This window comes from Streptomyces sp. TSRI0281, assembly GCF_001905125.1.
Classification (GTDB): domain Bacteria; phylum Actinomycetota; class Actinomycetes; order Streptomycetales; family Streptomycetaceae; genus Streptomyces.
The window spans coordinates 662,035-682,122 of the sequence record NZ_LWLE01000012.1 but is presented as its reverse complement, the minus strand read 5'-3'; the positions used below and the strand labels follow the sequence as shown (position 1 = coordinate 682,122).

The following is a 20,088-nucleotide window of genomic DNA, read 5'->3' as shown; positions in this document are numbered from 1 at the left end:
GCCCCGGCGATGGACCTCCTGGACGGCCGGCTGAAGTTCCGTCACCTGACGCTGCTTGTCGCGATCGTCGACCACGGCAGCGTGGTGCGGGCCGCCGAGAGCCTGCACCTCACCCAGCCCGCCGCGACCCGGACCCTGCGCGAGCTGGAGGGCATCGCCGATCTGCCGCTCTTCGTCCGGGAGCCCCGCGGCATGCGGGCGACGCTCTACGGAGAAGCGCTGACGGAGCACGCCCGCGCCGTGCTCGCCGAGATGCGGAGGGCGGAGGAACGCCTCACCGCGCTGCGGCAGGGCCGGGAGGGCACGGTGACGGTGGGCGCGCTCCTCGCCGGCACCAATGTGCTGCTTCCCCGGGCGGTCGCCCAGCTCAAGCGGGACCGGCCCGGCCTCACGGTCGTCGTACGGGAAGGGACCCCGGACGTCCTCCATCCCGCGCTGCTGTCAGGCGAACTGGACGTCGTCGTCGGCCGGGTGGGGCCCGCGCCGAGGGAGGGGGACGGTCTGCGCCAGAGGCGGCTGTACCGGGAGCGCATCCGGCTCGCCGTCCGCGCCGGCCACCCTCTGCTGGAGACAGCCGACGTGGCACTCACGGACACCCTCGGCTTCCCGTGGATCCTCCCGGTCGAACAGACCGCCCTGCGCCAGGAGCTCGGCGCCCTCTTCGTGGACCGGGGCCTCACACTGCCCTCGGACCGGGTCGAGTGCACGTCGTTCCTCACCATGCGGGCGCTGCTCGTGCAGACGGACATGGTGGCGCTGCTGCCCGAGCTGGTCCTGCGCGCCGACGAGCACCTCGCCGCCCTGCCGGTCGAACTGCCCTCGGTGGGCCGCACGGTGGGCACCACCGAGGCGGCCCACCGCACGCGCACCCCCGCCCTCCAGGCGCTGCTGCACCACCTGGACCATGAGGCGGCGCTCCTGCGCGAGACGCTCCACGGGCCACCGGCGGAGGGCTGAGGGCTGGAGCGCGGCGCCGGGGGCACGGGCCGGCCGTGGCAGGGCGGCTGCGGCGGGGTCGAGGCGGGCCCGGTTCCGGACGTTGTGCGGTTTGCCCCTGTGGGGTGTGTTCCGCGGCCTCGTGCGCCCCGGCCGCCGCGAGGGGCCGGTCTCAGTCGGTGGCGGGGCCCGGATCGTCGAGTTCGTGCAGCCCCGCCGGGTCCTCGTCGGTCAGCACCTCCCCCGCCACGGTGACGAAGCGCTGGGCGTGGCCCCGGTGGACGCACAGGAGTTGGTCGCGGGTGCCGGTCGGGTCCCGGTGCACGGCCAGCGCCGTACCGTACTTGCTGCTGTGCCCCGGCATCTCGGTGTCGGTGCTCCACCCGGCGCCGTCGAAGGCGGACCACCACAGCTGCTGGCGCGCGGGGTCGCGGTGGACGCACATCAGCTTGCCCTCGAAGACGGCGAGGCCGATGTTGCTCCGCGTACGGTGCCCCGGCAGCGCGCCCTCGGAGGTCCAGGCGGTGCCGCGCAGCCGGCTCCAGTGGATGGCCCCGTTCTTGGGGTTGCCGTGCAGCAGGTGGAGTGCGCCGTCGTACTCGGCGAGCGCCGGGGACCGCGTGGTGGCGCAGCCGGGGACGGGTTCGGGGGTGGTCCAGTCGCGGCCGTCCCGGCTGGTGGTGACCATGATCCGCTGGGCGGCGTCGGCGTAGGCGAGGTGGAGGGCGTCGCGGTGGACGGCCAGCGCCGGGCCGTAGACGCTCTCGGCGTGCGGGACCGGCCGGTCCGGCGTCCAGGTACCGCTGTCGTAGGAGGTCAGCGCGATGCCCCAGTCGCCCGAGCCACCGCGGTGCGCGCAGTACAGCCGGTCCCGGAACACGGCCAGGGCCGGGCTGCCCAGGGTGTGGTGGGCGGGGAACGGCTGGTCCTCGGAGCGGCTGCCGTCCGCGCGGTGCGCGGTCCACCGCAGGCCGGGATTGTCGCCCCGGCCCTGGTAGACGCAGTACAGGTCATCGCGGAAGACGGCCAGGGCAGGGGTTTCGGAGGCGTAGTGGGGCGTGAACTGCGCTTCGGTTCCCCAGCCCGCGCCCGGTGCGAACACGCTGAACCACAGGCCGGTCTCGCGCGGCGGCGCGTCAAGGGCCGTGGGGGCGAGGAGGGTCGGCGCGGACCACGGCGAAAGCAGCTCGCACCCGGCGCCCCGGGCGGCCGACCGGATCTGTTCGGCGCGGCCGGTCAGCGCCGCGCCGACGGCTCCGGCGATATCCGCGGGCAGAGATCCGGCGAGCACCTCCGACACCAGGCCGCGGAAGCCGTCGAGGGGCCCGGTGCTGTCGAGGTCCGCGAGGCGGTCGGCGGCCCGTTGGTCGAGGCGGAGGGCGAAGCCCCACTCCAGTATGCGGACGGAGACGGACGCGCCCGCCGCGGCGAGCTCCTTGGCGGCCCCTTCCGCGCGTTCCACGGCCTTGGCCGAGGGGGCGTCCGGGCCGGATTGCGTTGCTGTGCCGCTCTTCCGCCCGGGGGCGGCGCCTTCGATCGCCATGCTGTCTTCCTGTCTGCAGGGCCACGGCGGGGCGGTTCGCCCCGCGCTCGGCGCGCGGGCGAATCATCCGGATCCGCGGGCATGGGTGCTTACGGTCTGTTCCTGGCCACACATACGCCGGTTTGCGGGCCTCCCCACGATTCACCGGGCGTCCCTGTGCGGACGGTTCGGGCGGTGTCCGGGCCTGCTCGGGCGGCCATCCGTGCGGCCTCAGCGAAGGGGGGCGGGAACGGTGGGCAACGGCCGTGCGTCGTGCGGCAGCGGAAGGATCAGTTCGCCCACCCGGATCGTCCCGCCGCGGATCACCTCGGCCCGCAGCCCGCCGCGGTGCAGCAGGCCGCGGATCAGGCCGGGGCGCACCAGTTGTTCGAGGCGGACGCAGGGTTCGCTGAGTTTGAGACCGCGCAGGATCACCGCGCCGATCCGGAACTCCTGGTCCACCAGCGGGTCGAGCCGGATATCGCGGCAGACGAGGTTGCGGCGGCATTCGGCGGGGGTGAGCGTGATGCCGTGTTCGCGGGCCAGGGCGTCGAGGGCCTCGGCCTCGATGAGGGTGACGTCGCAGACCCCCGACGTCCGGCCGGTTCCCCGGCGTCGGGGCCGGGGGCCCTCGCCCGCCCAGTAGTTGCGGTCCCCCACCAGGCCGTGGCCCGCCACCGCGCGGGCCTCCGCGACGCGGAAGGCCGGCTCGCCGGGGTGCGCGGCAAGGTGCAGGGAGGTGACACGGGCGGGTCCGGGCGGCGGCGGGTCCTGCGCCATGGGCGGTCTACCCCTTCAGGAAGTGATGCGTGAGGGAGCGAAGCGTGCGGAACTGGTCCACGTCGATCTGATCGAGCCGCAGTTCCCGCCCGATCAGGTCCTCCACCAGCAGGATGAACTCCATGAAGCTGAGCGAGTCGATCAGCCGGTTCTCGATCAGGTCGAGGTCCTCCGGGATCTCCTCGACGGTGGGGTTGCGTTCGCGCAGCCAGTCCACGACCGGCTTGATCACGTCGTCCATCGTTACCTCTCGTGGATCCGGTTCGGCGTGTGGGAGCCGCTCGTGCGCGCGGTGGCGCCGTTCGCGGGGCCCGGGGCGGCTGCGCGGGGACTGCGGGCGCTCTCGTACTCCCGGCCGATCCGGGCGATGGTGACGGCGGCCGGGTGCCGGGCGGTGACGCGGTCGCAGGACCGGCCGCAGTACATCGCCATCTCCTCGATGCGGCCGGTGGTGCCGTCACCCGGAGCCGCCGCGCTGTAGCGCGGTACCGGGTATTCCCGCCCGTCCACCCGAGTGGTGGCTATGAAGGTGGCCGGGGCGCGTCCCGCGGTGGTGGTGAGGGGATTGCGCAGGACGCGATGCGGGCGGTGCGGCCAGCCGATGTCGAACAGGGAGGTGATGAGGGTGTCGTCGGCCACGGCCTCGGCCACCCGCCGTTTGAACTCCGGGTGCGCGGTGGATTCCGCGGCCGGGACGAACAGGGTTCCGGCCATCGCCCCGTCCGCGCCCCGGGCCACGGCGTCCGCGAGGTCTCTTCCGGTGGCGATCCCGCCCGCGACGGCCAGTACCGTGTGCGGGTAGCGGGCACGGACGGCGGCCAGCAGGAGGTCCACGGGCAGCGAGCCGAGCAGATGGCCGCCGGCTTCGGTGCCCTGGAGGACCAGGACGGCCGCACCCCGTCCGAGGGCGGTGCCGGCGTCCGCGAGGGTGCCGACCTGGACCACCAGCGGGTGCCCGGCGGCCCGGACGGCCCGGGCCGCGTCGGCGTCGGGCAGCCCGAAGGACGTGACGAAGGCGCCCGGGGGCAGTTCGGGCAGGACGGCCCGGAGCTGGTCCAGGCAGGCGGCCGGGCCGGTGACCTCGGGGATCACGTTCACCCCGAACGGGCGGCTGGTGGCTGCCGCCACCTCACGGACCAGCCGGACGGCCCGCGCGGGTGGTTCCTTGTACAGCGCGAGGGTGCCGCCCGCTCCTGCCCGGGACACCGCGGCGCACAGTCCGGGCCCGGCGACGGCGCCCATCCCGGCCTGCAGCAGCGGCAGTCCGAGGCCGAGCCGGGCGGCCAGCCGGGTCACGAGCGCTCCCCCGCCCGCCGTACCGCGTGGTGCGCGGCGGCCAGGTCCCCTTCGAAGAGGTCACCCAGGGCGTGCACCCAGCGTTCCAGGCCGAAGGCGACGCAGCCGGTGAAGGCGGGGCGGCCCGCGTGGCGGATGGCACGGCGCTCGCCGAAGAAGTTGCGGTGGTTGTTGGTGGAGGCCACGGCGGTGCCGTCGGTGTGCAGGTACTCGTCCTTGACCGGGGCGAGCAGCTGTATGACGGTGCGGGAGCCGTCCTTCTCGAAGAACGGGTCGGTGGCGGGCTGCCGGTCCAGAGTGAGGCCGAGGGCCGTGCCGAAGGTGGCGATCCGCTCCCGGTGCCGGTCGAGGTGGGCCCGTACGGCTTCGGCGGAGCCGACGCACACGATCTCCCGCATGGTGAACCCCCAGAGGCGGCGCAGCCCGTCGTGGTGGTCCTCGTTGCGGAAGCACTGCGCGACGGTGGTGATCAGGACGGGGGTGTCGGCGCTGGTGCCGGAGAGGTGCAGGAAGCAGCCGTAGCAGGCCGCGGAGGGCAGCAGGTGGGTGGCTTCGGCCAGGTCGGCCGCGGGCAGTGCGATGTCTCCGGGCGGGGCCGCGGCGCGGGCGGCCAGCCGGTCGCGGCGGATGCGGGTGACCGGGTTGCCCAGGTGCGGGAAGTTGCGGAAGTAGTCGAGGGACCGCAGCTCCTCGGCCCGCAGCAGCGGCGGGTAGCTCTGCCGCCGGGCTCCGGCCTCGGTGCCCCAGCGGGTGAACACCGCGTCGAGTGCGTCCTTCAGCAGGACGGCGGGTTCGTCGAGGGTGGCCAGTCCGTCCCGGACCGACCAGGTGGTCGCGGTCTCCCCCGTGGACGCGGGGTCAGTGACGGGCATCGAACACCCCGATCCGGTGGAGGAAGCCGGTTGTCTTGTGCAGGACCTTGGCGTGGGCGGCCTGCCGGGCGGGGTGGGTGAGCAGCCGTCGGCGCAGTGCGAAGCCGTCCGGGAGTCCCGTGTCGCGGTAGACGGCCGGGTTGTAGAAGGACTCGATGCTGGTGGTGAGGTAGCGGCCGAGATAGCTGCGCAGTTCGTGCCGGGCCGTCTCGTCCAGGCCTCGGTCGAGGAGCCGCTCCCACAGCAGGTGCACCAGGCGGCAGCCGAAGGCTATGTGGCGGGATTCGTCCTGGTGGTGCAGCCGGTTGATGTGCCGGACGGTCGGGTGCAGGCGGCGGTCGGCTGCCAGCTGGACGTTGTAGTGGTCCACGATCTGCTCGAAGACCAGGATCCGGGCGAAGACCAGGAAGTTCTCGATGTCCGGGTCGCGTGGGGCCTCGGGCAGCTTGACCGACCTGTCGGGGTAGATCTTGCCGGCGTACTTGAGGCAGAAGGTGGCGAAGAACCACATGTGGTCGTTCTCCTCACCGATGAAGTGGTGGAAGAACTCGGAGGGGAGCGCGAAGCCGGGTGTGTGGACGCGCCGGGTGACCTCGATGAGCAGTTCGCGGATGCCGTGCACGTTGAGGCTGTAGAAGTTGACGCTCTCCCACCGGCTCAGGGCCTGGAGCTGGGCGGGGCTCAGTTCGTCCATCAGCTCGGTGCCGTGGAGGGAGAGCAGTTCGGGGGACATCCAGAGTTCGTCGGTGGGGATCTCGGCCGGCCAGTCGAAGGTGGTGAAGGGGTTGTAGTAGTCAGCGGTGGCCTTGTCGGAGAGCCGGTCGAGCAGGGTCCGGAACTCGGTGTCGTCCGCCGTCGTGGTGCTGACCGCTCGGGCGGGCGGGGTGATCGGGCGCATGGGCGTCACTCCTTCCATCGGATGGCCGACAGCAGGGCCCGGTGGAGTTCGGGAGTGGATGCGGCCACGCAGGACCGCTGGTTGGCGATGCTCAGGTCGGTCAGGACGGTGTCGCCGAGCGGTTGTCCGTAGCCGTCGGTGATGACCGCCCCGGCCCGCTCGGCGAGGAAGACCGCCGCCGCGATGTCGTACGGGAACAGGTGCAGGACCCGGCCGTTGCCGACGCGTTCGAACTCGGGCAGCAGCGCCGGATCGTCGCGCAGCAGCCGGTTGCCGATGTCCACGTAGGCGTCGAGCTGGCCTGTGAGCAGCCGGGAGATGGACCAGGTGGCGCTGTTGAAGACGAAGACCCCTCCGGTGTTGGCCGAGCGGTCGATGAGGTGGCCGTACGCCTCGGTCATCAGCCGGGCCGGGTGGCCGTTGAACTCCAGCGACCAGAACATCCGCGCGGGGTCGGTGGTGCGGGTCAGCGCCGGTACGGGATGGTCGTAGCCGTGCGCGGTGATGCCGGGTGTCGCCCGGTCCGCGTAGAGGTAGGCGCCCGAGCGCAGTTCCATCAGGATCGCGTACTCGACGTCGGCGATGCGCGGGAGCTGCGACATGCGGGCGACGGCGACCGAGACGGTGGCCGACTCCAGGCCGGCGACGGCGGGCCGGGTGCCGTCGATGGGGTCGACGACCAGCAGGTGGGCCGGGTCCGTGCCGTGGTACTGCAGGCCGCGGTCCTCGGAGTAGACGGCGACGGGCAGGTCGTGGTCGGCGACGTACTTCCAGGTGGCCGCCTCCGCGACGTCGTCGAGGCCGAACTGGGCGTCCCCGCCCGGAGAGTGGCCCCGGACCAGGCGGCTGCCCGCGTGGTGCTGAGCGGCCAGTACGGCCTCGCGGACGGCTCCGGCGAGACCGGTCACGTACTGCCGCATGGCTGCGGCCCCCCAGGGGCCGGCGTGCTCGGGTCCGGTCATGCGGCGGCCTCCGCGTCGAAGAGGGCTTCGATCCGGTCGCAGAGCAGATCGGCCTCGGTACGGGTGAGGATCAGCGGCGGACGGATCTTGATCACGTTGCCGCGGCCGTAACGGGAGGTACGCAGGATCAGGCCGTGGTCCATGCCGCGCCGGGCCAGGGCCTGGGCCCGTTCGCTGTGCGGGCGTCCCCGGTCGTCGCCGATCTCGATCCCGATCATCAGGCCGAGGCCGCGCACGTCCACGACGGCGGGGTGGCGGGCGGCCAGCGCACGCAGCCGTTCCATGATGTGGGCGCCGACCTCCCGGACGTTCTCCAGGAAGCCGGGGCGGCCGATCACGTCGAGGGTGGTGGCCGCTGCCGCGGCGGCGAGGACGTTGCCGCCGTAGGTGAAGGAGTGGTGGTCGCTGCTGAGCCCGGACATCCGCTCGTCGGCGACGATGGCCGCGATCTGGGCGCCGGAGCCGCCGAGGCCCTTGGCGGTGGTCAGGATGTCGGGTCGGACCCCGTAGTGCTCGGCGGCGAACATCCGGCCGACCCGGCCTATGCCGGTCTGTATCTCGTCGAAGACGAGGACGATGCCCCGTTCGTCGCACAGGGCACGCAGCGCGGGCAGATAGCCGTCGGGCGGCACGATGTTGCCGCCGCTGCCGGAGACCGGTTCGACGACCACGCAGGCGACGCTGCCGGAACTGGCGTGGTCGAGGAAGTCGTTGATGCGCTCGACGCAGAGCATGCCGCAGCTGTCGGGGCCCGCCTGGCGGTAGAAGCAGCGCAGGCAGTAGGGGTCGGGGACCTGGAGCACGCCGGGCATCAGGTGCGGGAAAGGGGCCTTGCGGAAGGACTCGCCCGACATGGTGGTCGTCATCATGGTCTGGCCGTGGTGGCTGCGGAACAGCGTGATGACGTCGCGGCGGCCGGTGGCGAGCTGCGCCATCTTGACAGCGCCCTCATTGGCGGTGGAGCCGCCCGACACCTTCAGGTGCACCTTGGTCAGGTTCGGCGGGGTCACCTCGACCAACCGCCGCACGAGCTCGTTGACGGGGGCGGTCTGGAAGGTCGAGGTGGTGTGCACCAGTCGTTCGGCCTGGTCCCGCATGGCCTTGACCACCTCGGGGTGCCCGTAGCCGAGGCTCAGGTTGAAGGTGCCGGAAGCGCAGTCCAGGTACTCGTTGCCGTCGGTGTCATACAGATGGACGCCCTCGCCGTGCTCCATCTCGTACGCGCTGACCGGGTAGTACAGATGGTTCTGTGCGTAGTTCAGGGCATCGCTGCGGACGTCGCCGCGTGCGTCACTCCGGGCACCGTGCTGGGCGCGCATGAGGTCGGCCATATGACTCCTGTCGGCTTCCGTCCGTGGATACGAGGGACGGCGAACATCGATGACTCCGGGCGGTGGAATAAAAGATTCCCGTCGGAATGACGAGGGGACGGGGGGCGGGAGCTATACGTTCAGGACGAAGGTGAAGGCGGCATTCCAGCCCTCGGGTGTCTCCCGCACGTCCATGAGGCATTCTGGCCGGAAATACTTGTCGAGGTGGTTTCGGCGTTCGCCGGGAAAATACAGCATCGTGGTCAGTACGGCTCCGCCGGGCGGCTGCACCTTCACGTGCACGTGCCGCGTCCGCCCCGGGTACATGGCGGGCAGCACCGTCTCCAGCCGCCACTGCCCCTCGGCGTCCGCGAACTGGTGGCCGCGCAGCCGAAATCCGTCGCCGTCGTAGACTCCGGCACCCCCGACCTGCCAGAAGTCGAGCAGGGTGCCGCCGATCGGTTCCCCGTCGGGGGTGCGCACGGCACCGTGCAGCAGCATCGGGACACCCCCGTCCACATCGCCCCGGAAGCTGGTCCTGAAGGGGGTGTCGGGCTTGTAGTACGGGCCTTCGCGCAGGGCGGGCGTGGGCGGCGTGCCGTTGCAGCGAACGGTCGGCGTGAGCATCTTCAGGACGCTTTCCGGACTTCCGTTCTCCATAGCGGAATTCTCCCTCGGTCAAAGATCCTTCGCTTCGGCCCAGGCAGAGTAGCCGGAATTCTCAATGCTGAGAAGAACACCATGTGTTGCCTCTCAGCCATTCCTTCGGCATTTATTGCCAGAACTTCCGCGATCTGCACGGACAGCAGTTACCTCCTGGGAATGAAGTGGTGCACGGGACGGATGGGAACGGGGGCAACCATTGGCAACCGTGGCCGGCAGCGATCAGTGCCTGCCGGCGGCGGTCCGGTGGAGTACGGCGCGCGCACGGGCGAAGTAGGCGGGGTCGGGCGGAGCGGTGAGGATGTCCGCGAGCGCGAAGAGGTCCAGCGTCCGGCTGAGACGCAGCCAGTTCGCAGGCAGACGGCCGTTGCCGCCCCGGAAGCCGTCGACGAAGCCCGTGGTGAAGGCAGGCGGGTACTCGTGGGCGAAGCGCAGCATGTTCCCGACGTCGAAGAGCGGGGAGCCGCTGAAGGCGAGCTCCCAGTCGAGCACGGCGGCCACCGCCCATTGCCCGGCGCGCCGTTGGACCAGAACGTTCTTCGGGTTGAAGTCGCCGTGCACCAGGCTCCGTTCACCCTCCAGGGCAGCAAGTGCCGACGGCCCCCGGCGGGCCAGGGCGCGCAGTACGGCCGAATCCGTCCCGCTCAGCGGCCCGTCCGCGGCCGCCGTGACCAGACAGCGGTCGACGAAACCGGGCAGGTCACCCAGCGGGGCCGCGCCGTCCGGGGCCGGTTCCAGCGAAGAGTCGCCGAAGACGCCCGGGCGGGGCAGCCTGACCCGGCCGATCCGCGCCAGCACCGCGCCGACGGCCCGGCCCAGGTCCCGCGCTTCGCCGCTCGCCGGGCCGGCCGCGAGCACCTGGCTGAGCGGGGTCCCGTCCACGAACCGGTAGAGCAGGGTGGGGCGGCCGGTGGCGTGGCCCTGCGGATCGGCCGCGACCACCGCGGTCACCGGGACGGCCCGGGCCGCCGCCCGGCCGAGTACGGCGATCTCCACCGCACAGGTGTTGCGCGGGACCCGGCTGCCGTGCGGCCGGTAGCGGCGCACCACGTAGCGCTCCGCGCCCGCCGCGTCGGGGTGCTGGGCGGTGAGCATGGCCATGTCGTTGGTGAACCCGCCGGGCAGCGGGTCCACCTCGTGCAGCAGGGCCCCGGGCAGGGCGTGCCGGGTCAGCCAGGCGTGCGTGGCCGGGTGCAGGAGTCCCACCGGATGGGAGCGCGTCATACGAACCAGCCTGCCCGGCCCGGGGCCGCCCTCATGCGGCCGTTCCCCCCAATGGTCCAGCGCCGGGCAACGACCGTGCGGCGGCGGCCGCCCCGGCCGCCAGCACCAGTCCGCCCGCCGGTCCGGCGAGCCGGCCGAGCCGCGCCGGGACCACGAAGTCCTCGGCCGCATGCTCGGGCAGCCCGGGGTATCCGGCCAGTGCCGAGGTCAGTTCGGCGCGGAGCAGCGGGAAGAGCCCGGGGAACTCCGCGACGCCGCCGCCGATCACGATCCGCTGGGGTGCGGTCGTGTAGACGATGTTGCGCAGCCCCGCGGCCAGGTAGGCCGCCTCCAGCCGCAGCGCCTCACCCAGTGCCTCCCCGGTCAGTTCCTCGGCCGGGGTCCCCCAGCGGGCGCCCATCGCCTCACCGCCCGCCAGCCCCTCCCAGCAGTCGCCGTGGAAGGGACAGGAGCCGGGGAAGGTGTCGCCCGCGATCCTGGGCACCGTGAGGTGGCCCATCTCGGTGTGGACCAGGCCGCTGACCACCTTGCCGCCGATCACCGCACCGCCGCCGATCCCGGTGCCGACGGTGAGGTAGACGTAGGTGTCCAAACCCCGCGCGGCGCCCCAGCGGCCCTCGCCGAGGGCCGCACCGTTGACGTCCGTGTCGATGCCCACCGGCACTCCGAGCGCGGCAGCGAACGGTCCGGCGACGTCCACCCCGGACCAGCCGGGTTTGGGGGTGGCGGCGAGATGGCCGAACTTGGCATGTCCTGGGCGCAGTTCGAGGGGTCCGAAGGAGGCGATGCCGATCGCGTCCAGCGGTCCGGTCTCGGCGGCCGTCTCCCGGAAGAAGGCGATGGCCCGAGTCAGGGTGGGGCCCGGTCGGCCGGTCGGGAACCGGGTCTCGGCCTCGATCCGGTCGGGGGCCGAGCCGACCAGACAGACGAACTTGGACCCGCCGGACTCGATGGAGCCGAGCCGCGGCGCGCTCACGCGTCCACCGGCCAGCCGTCGGCGCCGACCGGGCCGGAGTGCGAGCGGATGACGACCTTGAGTGCGCCGTAGCGCGCGGGCCGTTCGGTGCCGCCGCCTCCGTCGCCCCGGGTGAGGCCGCCGAGCGCGGTGAACGCCTCCGCGTACCGGTCGAGCGGGAACTCGTGTGTCACCAGCCGCTCCAGGACCGGTCCGTCGCCGTTGCCGGGTCGCTGGGGGTCGCTGAGTTCGGCGGCCAGGTCCACGGCGACGGGGAAGGTATCGGCCCGGTAGTCCCCGGCGCCGATCAGCTGGATGCCCCGGTTGGTGAGCTGGAGCGGGCGCAGCGGCACGGTGTAGGTGTCGTCGAAGCCCATCACCACCACCCGGCCGCCGTCGTCGATCAACCGTAGTGCCGCGTCCAGGCCGGTGCCCGTGGTGTCGAAGACGACGGAGGGACGCTCGCCGCCCGATGCCTTCACCACGGCTTCGGCCGGATCCGTTCCGGCCACGTCCACCACGTGCGCGAACTGTTCGCCCGCCCGCTCCAGCCGGTAGCCGTCCGGTTCGGCGACGGTGACCCGGCGAGCGTGGCGGGAGGCGACCAGTGCGGTCAGCATCCCGATCGGGCCCGCGCCGAGCACCACCACGGTGTCGTCGAAGGTGACGGACGCGGCCCCGACGTTGTTCAAGACGCAGGCGAGCGGCTCGATCAGGACCGCGCTGCGGAAGGACAGCCCGGCGGGAACCCGTTCGACGAAACGTTCCGGCAGGGTCACGGTCTCCGCGTATGTGCCGTCCTTGTCGACGCCGACCTCGGTCCCGGCCTTGTGACGGCAGAAGTTGGTCGCTCCCCGGCGGCACGGGACGCACCAGCCGCAGAACAGCGTCGGGTTGACCACCACCCGGTCCCCCACCCCGACCGAACGCACCTGGGGTCCGGTCTCCCGCACCACCCCCACCGACTCGTGTCCGAGCACGACGCCCGGCCGGGCCGGGAACCTCCCGAGCAGAATCTTGCGGTCCGTCCCGCAGACTCCCGTACCGACGACCTCCACCACGACATCATCACCGTTCACGAGCTGTGCGTCGGGCCGGTCCTGAAGTTCGGCGGAGCCTGGACCCAGATAGACGAGAGCGCGCACGAGACCTCCCCATCGGTGTGGAAAGGCGACGCTAGCGCAGCCGAACGCGGCCGGACACGACGCCTCTGAGCCATTTCGCGGCTGCTGTGGCTGCCGACCGCCCCGCACCGTCACTGGTCGCCCGGTGCCCCGACCGGGGGCGCCGGGCCGACGTCCCAGGCCGAAGATGCCCTGGACCGTCCTGCGGTCCCCTCGTGCTCGGTCCGGCCCCTGTCGGCGTCGACCGGGCCGATGCGGTCGATGACATCGGCGAACGAAGTACCGGCGATCCGCCGGCCACCCCCCTGAGATGCCCCACTTCCCGGATCCGCGGCAGAGTCGGTACTCAGGTGCCGAACCTCAGCTCGCCACCGGCAGCCCGCGGGTCCGTATCCCGTACGAGTGGGCCGCGGCGGTCAGCGCGAGCCCGTAGCCGGCGAAGGCGACCATGCCGATCCAGGCGACCAGGAGTGCGTCGCCCGAGGAGTGGAAGTCGCCTTGGCGCATGGTGACCACGCCCGCTGTTGCCAGGGCAGAGTAGCCGATCCCGAACACGCCGTACGGAGCAAGGGTGGCGGCGCCGAGCAGGGCCGGGGCCAGCGGAAGCCAGCGCGGGACACGGCGGCCGCGCAGGGGCAACGTCCAGCGGGGGAAGACCTGCCCCCAGGGACGGACCAGCCCCCAGAGCAGGAAGACGCCGAGCGCGGCCAGCAGCATGGTGGCGTCCAGCCCCCAGGAATCCAGGGTGAGCCAGATGCCCGAGGCTCCGTTGCGCCGGGACACCGCCCGCATCTCCGCGCCGGAGATCCCGGCGAAAGTGCCCCCGGAAGCCCAGATCAGTTTCATCCCGGCGTAGGGCAGGAAGGCCGCCGTTCCGGCCCAGGCCGCGAGTTGAACCGGCCCGGACGCTGCCGATGGCTCCTGCACGCGGGCGCCATCGGCCGGACGATGCTCGGACCGGGCGGTGGCCGCCAGCAGCAGCGTTCCCACCGCAGCCAGTGCGTGGTTCGCCGCCGCCGTCCCGCTGTCCACCCCCTGGCCGAACATCAACGTGATCACGTCCATCAGCAGACTGAAGGCGGCGATCCCGGCCAGCACGCAGAGCAGCCAGAGCAGCCGGCGGAGTGCCGGCAGCAGCCCGTACCGCAGGACCGCCCCGCAGGACAGGGCCGCCGCGACTCCCACCGCCACCGCTGCCCATCCCAGCGAGGGCGGTCCCGGGTCACCACCGTGGTGGAACAGCGGGGTCCCGCTCACCACACAGGTCAGGCCGAAGCCGGAATAGACCACTCCCCATAACACTGCCGACCAGCGTGCCCAGCGCGGCTGCCACTGCCATCGCATGAGCCGTGACGTTCTCGATCCCCGTACAGCAACGGTCATCGTTCGAATGTCACATCCACGACGGCAGCCGGCATCGGCCCCATGGACCATCTGCCCTACCTCTGCGTGATGAGTTCCCATCAGACTCAGGTATGCATCGCGGCGTCCCTCTACCTGAACGTGCTCGCCAGCGGGCAGGGCATGGCCTACCCCGCCCGTGACTACGAGGAATGGGCGCGCCGGGCCGGCTTCACCGGCGTACGGACCCTCACCGACCACCCCTGCGAACACGGCCTGACCATCGGAACCAAAGCGTGAGGAAAGCCTGCGGCGGCCGCGGCCGCTTCCCCGTACCCGATCCGGGTGACCCGGTCACCACCTCCCCCGTCCGCTTCCTGGCGTGGCTCGTGACCCGGCACCGGGGCAGCCTCGCCCTGGCCACCGTGTTCGGTGTGCTGTGCACCCTCGCGCAGGCGCTGGTGCCGGTGGCCATCGGCTTCGGCATCGACCGGGGGGGGCGCTGCTGGTGTGGGGCGGGGCGGTGCTGCTGCTCGGCGTCTTCCAGGCCGTCGTCGGGACGCTGCGCGACCGGACGACGGCCTGGTACCGGTTCGGGGCGGCCTACCGTGCCACCCAGTTGGTCGTCCGCCAGGCCACCGAGATCGGCTCGGAGCTGCACCGGCGGGCCTCCACCGGTTCGGTGGTCGGCGTCAGCGCCATGGACGTCGGCTACCTGGGCACCACCGTCGAGGGCACCGCACGTGGCAGCGGGGCCATCGCCTCAATCCTCTTCGCATCCGTGTTCATGCTGGTCACGTCGTGGCAGCTGGGGCTCGTCCTCCTCTTCGGCGTACCGCTGATCGCGGCCGCCGTCGCCCGCCTGATGCGGCTGCTGCACGGCCGTCAGGAACGACTGCGTGACCGGCAGGGCGCACTCACCGACCTGTCCGTCGACATCATCGACGGACTGCGCGTGCTGCCGTCGGCCGGGAACCGGCCCGGCAACTGGCTGCTCGATCCGGAGCTGGCGGACCGGACACGGCAGGCGCTGGCCGGACGTGCCCGACCGAGGTGTTCGCGCTCTGCCCCAACGAGGCAGTGGTCGAACTCGCCAGGACCCTCGGAGCGAAGTCGGCGGTGCCCGGCCACGCCTTCCTCGACCAGGGCGGTGACCGCCTCGCCGACAGCAAGGCGGCCTTCCGCATGCTCGGGGCCGGCGCCGGCGCGAGGGCGGCGTCAGCGCCAATCCGGAAAGCGCGTACCGCCTGATCGCACGGCTCCTCGACGCGGGCCGACCGGTCATCCTCAAGAAAGAGTTCGCCGAGGCCGGCAGCGGCAACGAGGTCCTGCCCCTCACGGAGGGCATCAAGGTCAACGGCGCGGCCCGTACGGTGGTCCTCCCCGATGCCCGCGACGCCGTCCGCATCCCTCAACGAACGCTGGGAATGGCTCACCGAAGGCCGGCTCCATCAGATCGTCGTCGAGGAATACCATCCGTGCAGCCGGGCCGTGTTCGCCGAGTTCTGGATCGGGGACGAGGGGATCGAACTCGGCGGCCAGGGCGAGTTGGTGGCCGAACCGGTCGCCGACCATTCCTTCCTTCCGGCCCCCGACCTGACGCCCGACCAGGAGCGGGCCCTGATGGCGGGTGGCCGCCGACTGAGCGCGGTCCTCCGGGAGATGGGCCACCGAGGTGTCCTGAGCGCCGATGCCATCGTGGTCGACATCGGCGACGGCGACCCCGAGGTCCTGTTCACGGAGTAAAACGGCCTGGTGACCGGGTCGACCCGGTCACCACCTCGGCAAGCGTCTGGCCGGAGCCGGCTACGCCCACGACCGGCTGCCGGCCGAGTACGTCTCCTGGCCGATGCCCTCCTTCGCGGAAGCCCGCAAGTACGTGGAGAGCGAGGGCCTCGCCTACGACCAGGAGGCACGCACCGGCTTCGTCCTGCTGAACTCCTGGCGGGACAAGAACGGCGGCACCGTCCCCTTCTGCCTGATCGCGGAGGACATCGAAGCGGGGGAGCGCCTGAAGGAACGGCTCATACCGCAGACCCCGAAACGCTGAGCCAGGGCCCCTGACCGGTTCCGACCTGCCCCGGGCGACAGCAGACGCTGATCGCACCACCCGCTATTGGGCAGTGCCGACGATCGCACCACCCGCTATTGGGCAGTGCCGACGATCGCACCACCCGCTATTGGGCAGTGCCGACCCACAGGTCGGTGCTGTGGGCATCGACGAGCGCACTGATGCGGGTGAGTGCGTCGCCGACCGGCTGCGGGTCGAGTCGGTGTCCGTCACGCAGGCGCAGGGCGACGTGATCGTCGGTTGCCTCCTTGGCGCCGATGACGGCTTGGTAGGGAACCAGTCGGGCCTCTCGGATTCGGGCGCCCAGGGTGCCGCGCTCCGGTCCTGCGATCTCGGCACGCAGTCCGAGGCCGGCACAACGCTGCGCGAGGGCTGCGGCGTTGGGAAGCTCGGCGTCGGAGATCGGCAGGATCACCAGCTGAGTGGGGGCGAGCCAGGCCGGGAAGGCGCCGCCGTACTGTTCGATGAGATGGGCAACGGCTCGCTCCACGCTGCCGATGATGCTGCGGTGGATCATGACCGGGCGGTGTTTGGCGCCGTCCGCGCCGATGTAGTGCAGGCCGAACCGCTCGGGCTGGTGAAAATCGACCTGGACGGTGGACAGGGTGGACTCCCGGCCGGCGCCGTCGGTGACCTGGACATCGATCTTGGGGCCGTAGAACGCGGCCTCCCCCTCGGCCGCCTCGTAGGGCAGGCCGGAGCGGTCGAGGACATCGGTCAGCAGGGCGGTGGACTGTTGCCACTTCTCGGGGGCGGCGACGTACTTGCCGCCGGGGCCGGGGAGGGAGAGCCGGTAGCGGGTCGGGGTGATGCCGAGCGCCTCGTAGGCCCGGCGGATCATCTCCAGCGCGCCCCGCGCCTCCTCGGCGACCTGCTCCAGGGTGCAGAAGATGTGCGCGTCGTTGAGCTGGATGGCCCGCACCCGGGTCAGCCCGCCGAGTACGCCGGAGAGTTCGGAGCGGTACATGCCTCCCAGCTCGGCCATGCGCAGGGGCAGCTCCCGGTAGCTGTGGGAGCGGGAGCGATAGATCACCGCGTGGTGAGGGCACAGGCTGGGCCGCAGGAGGACCTGCTCACCGCCGAGGTCCATCGGGGGGAACATGTCGTCGCTGTAGTGCGCCCAGTGCCCGGAGATCTCGTACAGCTCCCGCTTGCCGAGGACCGGTGAGTACACGTGGCGGTAACCGGCTCGCCGCTCGGCGGCGCGGATGTACTCCTCCAGGGTGTGCCGTACGGTCGCGCCGTCGGGCAGCCAGTACGGCAGGCCCGCGCCGATCAGCGGGTCGGTGTCGAACAGGTCCAGTTCACGGCCGAGCTTGCGGTGGTCATGCATGGCGGTCTCCTCGCGGACATCGGGCGAGTGACCGCAAGGCGAAGCCCCGGGGCACTCGCCCCGGGGCTTCGCACTAAGACATCTGTCAGCGCGCCGGGACACTCTCCGGCGTCGTCGTCATAGCAGCGCGCTTCATGCCGCAGACGTTAGCAGGCCGTGGCGACGGCCACACGGTCATTCCTCATCGGGGGTGCCCGGATCGCGCGGAGGTCGCAGCCGACCAAAGCTCAGCCTGCGGGACGGTCAACGGTCGCCGTACGGCCACTCAGTCATGCGGTGTAGCCGGTGCGGCGTTCAGGGCGGCACCTGCTGACACCCGGACGGTGCCGACGGACCCAGCTATTGCTCGCGCGGCCGGTACTGCGGTGTGGCCGAACCGAGCGGAAGGCTCGCGGGGAACAACCGCGACAGATCCCGGTGTATGCGCTCGGCGTCGGTGCGCACCTCGGTGGGAACGTCGCCGCGTTCGGTGACGAGTCGGGTATAGATCGGGGTTTCCTGGAACACGAGTGCTGTCTGCTTTCCTGTGCGGGCTTGCCGCCTCGGCGGCGTAGGTCGTCGCCGCAGCGTACGGCGCCCCGCTGACATGCCGGGAAGTCGGCAGGCCCGGGCGGCAGCGGGACCGGGCACGTTGGGCAAGATCCTGGCCGCCGACGGCCTTGATGGGAGGCTTCTCGACCGGGAAAAACCGATTGTAGGGTGATCATCCAGACGTCTCACGCCAACCGTTCAAGCCTGCAACCCACCAGCAGGAACAGAACACCCGCTATGCGCATTTCCTGAACCCGCAGCCGCAGCCGGATGCGCCGGATTCCGGGATTCCGCCCGCCCGCGCACGCCGGGGGCGGCACGATTGGGGCTCCATGGAGTGCGGCTCCACTTCAGAAGCGTCTCTGATCGGGCGACGAGGTCGGAGGCGGGCCAGGAGGTGCGGTCGCGGTGCAACGGTGGCCACTTCTGCGTGCCACAACGCTCTGGCGGAAGCCGCAAGGCACGGGGCACGAGCAATGAGTCGGTGAGAGGGAAACGCAACCATGAGTATCGCGCCGACAGGCGACAACGACCACGATCCGCCGGACGGGCTGACCGCAGCAGAGGTCGGGATGTGGCACGCGTTCCGCGACGGCAGCGTCTGCGACCTTCGTACGGGCGACAGCGAGGCCGACGATCCGCACGGCAGACATCCCTGGGGACCCGAGCGCAGCGTGCGCGCCCGGATCGTGGCCCGGCTGCTGCTCAACGGCCCGCCGGCCCTGCCCGGTCGGTTGTCGTCTCTCAGACTTCGCGGTGTAAAGGTCACCGGCGTACTCGATGTCGCTGGGGGCACGGTCGTCCCGTACGTCGGACTGGAGCAGTGCCGCTTCGAGAAGGAAGTGCTGCTTACTGAGGCGCGCTTCACGACGGTACGGCTCGTCGACTGTTCGGGTGCCGCGTCTGGAAGCTGCCCGAGTGCATACGCGGGGCGACCTTCATCTGCCGCGCTGCCACTTCCACAGGGGCGTCCGCCTCACCGGCGCCCGCATAGGCGCGGACCTGCTGCTCAACCAAGCCGTCGTGTCCGGCGACCGGCACGGCCATTCGATCATGGCGGACGGGATCTCTGTCGGGCAGGATCTCCAGGCCGAGATGCTGGAAAGCCACGGTGAACTGAGCCTGCGCGGCGCGACGGTGGGCTTCTCGCTCTCGCTGCGCGGCAGTCGGCTGAGAAACGCTCAGGAGCTCCGCGCTCTGAACGCGCCACAGATGACAGTCGGGCACACGCTCTCCCTGACGTCGGCGCTGGGTAATGCCTATGCGAGCGTCTCCACTCCCCCGCGCGGGCGACGCTTCGAGTGCGTGGGAGGTGTCCGGCTCGACGACGGGCGCTTCGGCGACGCGATCGACTTCGAATCGGCGCGCTTCAGGCTGCTTGGGCGCGAGGACGAGATCTCGCTGCGCCGTGTCCAGACCCCGGAACTGCGCTTTCTCGGGGAGCGGCCGGAAGAAGGGCGGGTCGTCCTGTCCGGCGCGAGGGTCGACAAACTGGTCGACAAAGCGACGAGCTGGCCCGGCCGCGGCCAGATACTCATCGACGGATTCGTCTACGACAGCCTGTCCTGGGTGGGCCCTTTCCCGCTTGATCAGCGCTTGGCCTGGTTGGCCGAAGCCACTACCGAGTACAGCTCCCAACCGTACGAACAGCTCGCCGCCACATTCCACCGTAGCGGCGACGACCACGCTGCCACTCGGGTCTATCGTGCTCAGCAGCGGCGGTTGCGGGCCAACCTGCCATGGCCGAGGCGAGCGTGGCACGCCTTGCGGAATGCTCCAGGTATCTCTGTGGCGCTGTGGGCCGCCATCGTGATTGCGTTGCTGGTGGTGGCCTGGCTCAGCACGAGGGCGGTCCTGCCGGGCATCAGCAACAGTGCCGAACTGGGTCCTTCTGACGCACCTCCCGTCGTCGTGGCCATCGTCAGCGTCATCACGGCCTCCGGAGTGCTGATCGGAGGCATTCTCAACGGACTCGCCAAGTTCGTCAGAGCACGAGGGCAAAACGCCTCCGACATCGTCCAGGCTCGCGGACAGGCTGACGCCGACCTCATGCGAGCCCGGGCCGAGATGCGAAGGGCAGAAGCCGACATGCTCCGCGCCCGCGCAGGCCTGCCCCCGGCGGAGTCGCTCCCACCTGACCCGAGTATCGCCCCGGAGACCGGCCGTCCCGCCCCTCCTGCCCTCTCCGAAAACGAAGACGGGGCCCCGTCGCCGCCGTGACCGTCATCGCGGAGATGAGGGAGCGGACGCACCGGACCCCGAGCGCCGGG

19 protein-coding genes and 2 pseudogenes are annotated in these 20,088 nt (G+C 71.4%); 6 read left to right on the top strand and 15 right to left on the bottom strand.

Annotation, left to right across the window (positions count from 1 at the left end):
* The first annotated feature begins 9 nt into the window (after positions 1-9).
* Positions 10-957, top strand: coding sequence for a LysR substrate-binding domain-containing protein (locus tag A6A29_RS20535; protein WP_073721688.1), 948 nt, complete (start codon positions 10-12; stop codon positions 955-957).
* Between the two features lie 151 nt (positions 958-1,108).
* Here A6A29_RS20535 and A6A29_RS20530 read toward each other — a convergent pair whose 3' ends face one another.
* The 13 genes from A6A29_RS20530 to A6A29_RS46735 form a co-directional block, all read right to left on the bottom strand.
* Entirely contained in the window at positions 1,109-2,479 is a 1,371-nt protein-coding gene (locus A6A29_RS20530; RefSeq protein ID WP_073721687.1) for a hypothetical protein, read from the bottom strand.
* Between the two features lie 210 nt (positions 2,480-2,689).
* A complete protein-coding gene (locus tag A6A29_RS20525) occupies positions 2,690-3,238 on the bottom strand; it encodes an MOSC domain-containing protein (protein ID WP_073721686.1) in 549 nt (182 codons plus the stop codon).
* 7 nt (positions 3,239-3,245) lie between these two features.
* Positions 3,246-3,479, bottom strand: a complete 234-nt coding sequence (locus tag A6A29_RS20520; RefSeq protein ID WP_073721685.1) for an acetyl xylan esterase — start codon at positions 3,477-3,479, stop codon at positions 3,246-3,248.
* Between the two features lie 2 nt (positions 3,480-3,481).
* Positions 3,482-4,534, bottom strand: a complete 1,053-nt coding sequence (locus A6A29_RS20515) for an NAD(P)H-dependent flavin oxidoreductase (RefSeq protein WP_073721684.1) — start codon at positions 4,532-4,534, stop codon at positions 3,482-3,484.
* The gene (locus A6A29_RS20510) at positions 4,531-5,406 is read right to left on the bottom strand and encodes a hypothetical protein (RefSeq protein WP_073721683.1); all 876 of its coding nucleotides are present in this window, start codon (positions 5,404-5,406) and stop codon (positions 4,531-4,533) included. The genes A6A29_RS20515 and A6A29_RS20510 overlap by 4 nt, the downstream gene beginning before the upstream one ends.
* Positions 5,393-6,304 (bottom strand): diiron oxygenase, encoded by a 912-nt coding sequence (locus A6A29_RS20505; RefSeq protein ID WP_079182894.1) that lies wholly within the window; start codon positions 6,302-6,304, stop codon positions 5,393-5,395. Before A6A29_RS20505 ends, A6A29_RS20510 begins: the two co-directional genes overlap by 14 nt.
* A gap of 5 nt (positions 6,305-6,309) precedes the next feature.
* Positions 6,310-7,266 carry an inositol monophosphatase family protein gene (locus tag A6A29_RS20500; protein WP_241838570.1) on the bottom strand — a complete coding sequence of 319 codons (957 nt, stop codon included), beginning with the start codon at positions 7,264-7,266 and terminating at the stop codon, positions 6,310-6,312.
* Positions 7,263-8,597 (bottom strand): aspartate aminotransferase family protein, encoded by a 1,335-nt coding sequence (locus tag A6A29_RS20495; protein ID WP_241838569.1) that lies wholly within the window; start codon positions 8,595-8,597, stop codon positions 7,263-7,265. Before A6A29_RS20495 ends, A6A29_RS20500 begins: the two co-directional genes overlap by 4 nt.
* Before the next feature lie 111 nt (positions 8,598-8,708).
* The gene (locus tag A6A29_RS20490) at positions 8,709-9,236 is read right to left on the bottom strand and encodes a dioxygenase family protein (RefSeq protein WP_073721682.1); all 528 of its coding nucleotides are present in this window, start codon (positions 9,234-9,236) and stop codon (positions 8,709-8,711) included.
* A gap of 225 nt (positions 9,237-9,461) precedes the next feature.
* Positions 9,462-10,463 carry a phosphotransferase gene (locus tag A6A29_RS20485; RefSeq protein WP_073721681.1) on the bottom strand — a complete coding sequence of 334 codons (1,002 nt, stop codon included), beginning with the start codon at positions 10,461-10,463 and terminating at the stop codon, positions 9,462-9,464.
* 31 nt (positions 10,464-10,494) lie between these two features.
* The gene (locus tag A6A29_RS20480) at positions 10,495-11,439 is read right to left on the bottom strand and encodes an ROK family protein (protein WP_073721680.1); all 945 of its coding nucleotides are present in this window, start codon (positions 11,437-11,439) and stop codon (positions 10,495-10,497) included.
* Positions 11,436-12,563 carry a zinc-dependent alcohol dehydrogenase gene (locus A6A29_RS20475; protein ID WP_073721679.1) on the bottom strand — a complete coding sequence of 376 codons (1,128 nt, stop codon included), beginning with the start codon at positions 12,561-12,563 and terminating at the stop codon, positions 11,436-11,438. Before A6A29_RS20475 ends, A6A29_RS20480 begins: the two co-directional genes overlap by 4 nt.
* A 339-nt stretch (positions 12,564-12,902) precedes the next feature.
* Positions 12,903-13,925 carry a hypothetical protein gene (locus A6A29_RS46735; RefSeq protein WP_241838568.1) on the bottom strand — a complete coding sequence of 341 codons (1,023 nt, stop codon included), beginning with the start codon at positions 13,923-13,925 and terminating at the stop codon, positions 12,903-12,905.
* 69 nt (positions 13,926-13,994) lie between these two features.
* On the opposite strand from A6A29_RS46735, the gene A6A29_RS20465 reads away from it, so the two are divergent.
* The 4 genes and pseudogenes from A6A29_RS20465 to A6A29_RS45860 all read left to right on the top strand — a co-directional run bounded on the left by A6A29_RS20465 (position 13,995) and on the right by A6A29_RS45860 (position 15,933).
* A complete protein-coding gene (locus A6A29_RS20465) occupies positions 13,995-14,183 on the top strand; it encodes a hypothetical protein (protein WP_241838567.1) in 189 nt (62 codons plus the stop codon).
* An 82-nt stretch (positions 14,184-14,265) separates the two neighbouring features.
* Positions 14,266-14,784, top strand: a pseudogene (locus tag A6A29_RS46730) (ABC transporter transmembrane domain-containing protein); the annotation flags it as partial.
* Between the two features lie 485 nt (positions 14,785-15,269).
* Positions 15,270-15,629: a hypothetical protein gene (locus tag A6A29_RS45865; RefSeq protein WP_198953125.1), complete on the top strand. Its 360-nt coding sequence runs from the start codon at positions 15,270-15,272 to the stop codon at positions 15,627-15,629.
* A gap of 103 nt (positions 15,630-15,732) precedes the next feature.
* Entirely contained in the window at positions 15,733-15,933 is a 201-nt protein-coding gene (locus A6A29_RS45860) for a peptide ligase PGM1-related protein (RefSeq protein ID WP_073721674.1), read from the top strand.
* Positions 15,934-16,060: 127 nt separating this feature from the next.
* Here the strand turns inward: A6A29_RS45860 and thrS are convergent, their stop codons facing one another.
* The gene (gene thrS, locus A6A29_RS20445; protein WP_274535816.1) at positions 16,061-17,389 is read right to left on the bottom strand and encodes a threonine--tRNA ligase; all 1,329 of its coding nucleotides are present in this window, start codon (positions 17,387-17,389) and stop codon (positions 16,061-16,063) included.
* 237 nt (positions 17,390-17,626) lie between these two features.
* The gene (locus tag A6A29_RS45855) at positions 17,627-17,794 is read right to left on the bottom strand and encodes a hypothetical protein (RefSeq protein ID WP_198953113.1); all 168 of its coding nucleotides are present in this window, start codon (positions 17,792-17,794) and stop codon (positions 17,627-17,629) included.
* Between the two features lie 527 nt (positions 17,795-18,321).
* Between A6A29_RS45855 and A6A29_RS20440 the strand changes: the two are divergent.
* Positions 18,322-19,654 (top strand): annotated as a pseudogene (locus tag A6A29_RS20440) (oxidoreductase); the annotation flags it as partial.
* Between the last annotated feature and the right edge of the window lie 434 nt (positions 19,655-20,088).